We start from the raw sequence: 3,048 nt of genomic DNA, 5'->3' as shown, positions 1-3,048 counted from the left end.
GCCGCGCCGGTGAGGCGCCCGAGCGTGCGGAAGGTCTTGCTCGAGCCCACGGCGAGGTCGCAGGCGCCCTGCTCGCGCAGGCGCCCGGTCGAGGCCTCGAGCACCGCGCGGGCGTGCTCGCGCAGCGGCGCGACGTCGCGCGGCCTCGCCGCCCCGCCGGCGAGGTGCGAGCGCGTCGTGCGCCCGGCGCCGAGCGGCACGCTGAGCGCGACGTCGGCGTCCTCGTCGCGGCCGACGGCCATCTCGAGCGAGCCGCCGCCGATGTCGAGGACGAGCAGGCGCCCCGCCGACCACCCGAACCAGCGCCGCACCGCGAAGAAGGTGAGCCGCGCCTCGGCGCCGCCGCTGAGCACCTCGAGGGCGACGCCGGTCTCCCGGCGGACCCGCTCGAGGACCTCCGCGCCGTTGGGCGCCTCCCGCAGGGCGCTGGTGGCGAAGCCCATGAGCTCCTCGACGCCCTCGGCGGTGGCCGCCTCCCGCGCCGCCCGGACGGCGTCGAGCAGGTCCGCCACGCCCTCCTCGCGGACGGCGCCCTCGGCGTCGAGCCGCTCGGCGAGCCGCAGCACGCGCCGGTGGGAGGCCGTGGGCACGGGCGAGGCGCCGGGGTGGGCGTCGACGACGAGCAGGTGCACGGTGTTCGACCCGACGTCGAGGACCCCCAGGCGCATGGGCGCAGAACCTAGCGCCGCCTACGCTCCGCGACGTGCCGCCCCTCCCCCGCCCCGGTGCGGCCCCCGACGGGACGAGCCCCGACGGGGCGGCCCAGGCCGCGGCAGCCGGGGAGGACGTCCTGCCGGGCGTCGTGCCCAGCCCGAACGCCTGGTACCACCCCGACGCGTACGCGCTGGAGAACGCCCACGTGGACCCGGACCGCCGCGTGGACGCCGTCCTGCGCGAGGTGGCGGGCTGGGCGGGCCTCGACGTCGTCGACGTCGGCTGCGGGCTCGGCGTCATGCTCGGGCGGCTCGCCGGGCTCGACCCCGGGCCGGGCGAGGACGCGGCCGCCGCGGCGCGCGGCGCCGCCCGCTCGGTCGTCGGCGTCGAGCCGCACCCGCCGCTGCGCGGGCGGGCGCAGCGGCGGGCGCGGGCGCTCGACCCGGCGGGGGCGCGGGTGCGCGTCGTCGCGGGGACGGCCCAGGCGCTGCCGCTGCCGGACGCCTCCGTCGACGTCGTCCTCGCCCGCTGGGCCTACTTCTTCGGGCCCGGCTGCGAGCCGGGCCTCGCCGAGGCGGAGCGGGTGCTGCGCCCGGGCGGGGCCGTGGTCGTCGTCGACACCGACGCGAGCCGCTCGACCTTCGGCGGGTGGTTCGCCCGGGCCCGCCCCCGCCACGACGCCGCGGCCGTGCGCCGGTTCTGGCGGCGGCAGGGCTTCTGCGAGCGCGGCGTCGACGTGCGGTGGGCCTTCCCCGACCGCGCCTCCTTCGAGGCGGTCGTCCGCGTCGAGCTGCCGCCCGCCCTGGCCGACGAGGTGCTCGCCGCCCACCCGGGCACCGCGCTCGACGACGCCGTCGCGGTGCGCTGGCGGCGCACCCCCGGGCGGCCGGGGAGCCCGACGGACGACCCGGCCGACGACCCGGCGGGGGCCGCTGTCGGTGGGCGCGCCTAGCGTCCCCGCCATGGCCGCCAAGAGCTCCGCCCCCCGCGCCCCGCGCCCCGCCTACCGCTGCGCGGACTGCGGCTGGACCACGGCCAAGTGGGTCGGACGGTGCGGCGAGTGCCAGGCCTGGGGCACCGTCGAGGAGGTCGCCGCGCCCTCGGGCCCGCGCACCGCGCCCGCCCGGGCCGTGCGGCGCGCCGCCCAGCCCATCGCCGAGGTGGACGCGAAGGAGGCCTCGGCGGCCCCCACCGGGGTCGACGAGCTCGACCGGGTGCTCGGCGGCGGCGTCGTGCCGGGCGCCGTCGTCCTCATGGCCGGCGAGCCCGGGGTGGGCAAGTCGACCCTCCTGCTCGAGGTCGCCGCGCGCACCGCCACCACCGGGAAGACCGTGCTCTACGTCACCGGCGAGGAGACGGCGGCCCAGGTGCGCCTGCGCGCAGAGCGCATCGGGGCGCTGCGCCCCCGGCTCTTCCTCGCGGCCGAGAACGACCTCGCGGCCGTCCTCGCCCACGTCGAGACGGTCTCCCCCGACCTCCTCGTCGTCGACTCCGTGCAGACGGTCGCCTCCGCTGCCGTCGAGGGCGCCGCTGGCGGCGTCACCCAGGTGCGGGAGGTGGCGGCCTCCGTCATCGCGACGGCCAAGGAGCGCGGCATGGCCACGCTGCTCGTCGGCCACGTCACCAAGGACGGGTCCGTCGCGGGCCCCCGCGTGCTCGAGCACCTCGTCGACGTCGTCTGCACCTTCGAGGGCGACCGCCACTCGCGCCTGCGCATGGTGCGGGCCGTGAAGAACCGCTACGGCCCGACCGACGAGGTCGGCTGCTTCGACCTGTCCGAGGGCGGCATCACGGGGCTCGTCGACCCGAGCGAGCTCTTCTTCTCGCGGACGACGACGCCCGTGCCCGGGACCTGCGCCGCGGTGGCCCTCGAGGGGCGCCGCCCGCTGGTGCTCGAGGTGCAGGCGCTCGTCGCGCCGGCCGCGGGCGGCAGCCCGAAGACCCGCTCGACGGGGCTCGACGCCAGCCGGGTGGCCCTGGCCGTCGCCGTCCTCCAGGCGCGCGCCGGGCTGCTGCGCACGCCGAGCGACGTCTTCACGGCGACCGTCGGCGGCGTCCGCACCACCGAGCCCGGCGTCGACCTGGCCCTCGCCGTCGCCCTCGCCGGGGCCTGCTTCGACAGCGCGCTGCCGCCGGGCACGGTCGCCATCGGCGAGGTGGGGCTCTCCGGTGACGTGCGCGCCGTCCCCGGCACCGAGCGGCGGCTCGCCGAGGCCGCCCGGGTGGGCATGCAGCGCGCCGTCGTCCCCCACGGCGCCCTCGGCGTGCAGCCGCCCGGCGCCACCCCGCCGTGGGGGTCGATGCGCGTCCTCGAGGTCGACGACGTCCGCTCCTGCGTGCTGCAGCTCTTCGCCGCCCACGACGGCGACCCGGGCCGGGGCCACCGGCCGCCCC

General features: G+C 79.5%; 3 protein-coding genes. 2 read left to right on the top strand and 1 reads right to left on the bottom strand.

Translation table 11 applies throughout. The features are described from left to right. A partial coding sequence (locus HLB09_RS14955; RefSeq protein ID WP_171204126.1) for a Ppx/GppA phosphatase family protein occupies nucleotides 1–668 on the bottom strand: 668 nt, incomplete at its 3' end. 35 nt (nucleotides 669–703) lie between these two features. Here HLB09_RS14955 and HLB09_RS14950 point away from each other — a divergent pair. Together HLB09_RS14950 and radA are read left to right on the top strand one after the other, a co-directional pair. After that, nucleotides 704–1,606, top strand: a complete 903-nt coding sequence (locus tag HLB09_RS14950; RefSeq protein WP_322790206.1) for a class I SAM-dependent methyltransferase — start codon at nucleotides 704–706, stop codon at nucleotides 1,604–1,606. Between the two features lie 10 nt (nucleotides 1,607–1,616). Further along, nucleotides 1,617–3,048: DNA repair protein RadA (gene radA, locus HLB09_RS14945; protein ID WP_171204125.1), on the top strand; the 1,432-nt coding region annotated here is incomplete at its 3' end.

The sequence above is a fragment of the Pseudokineococcus marinus genome, assembly GCF_013004605.1.
Lineage (GTDB): Bacteria > Actinomycetota > Actinomycetes > Actinomycetales > Quadrisphaeraceae > Pseudokineococcus > Pseudokineococcus marinus.
Note: the sequence above shows the minus strand (reverse complement) of the source record. Positions and strands in the feature narration are given on the sequence as shown.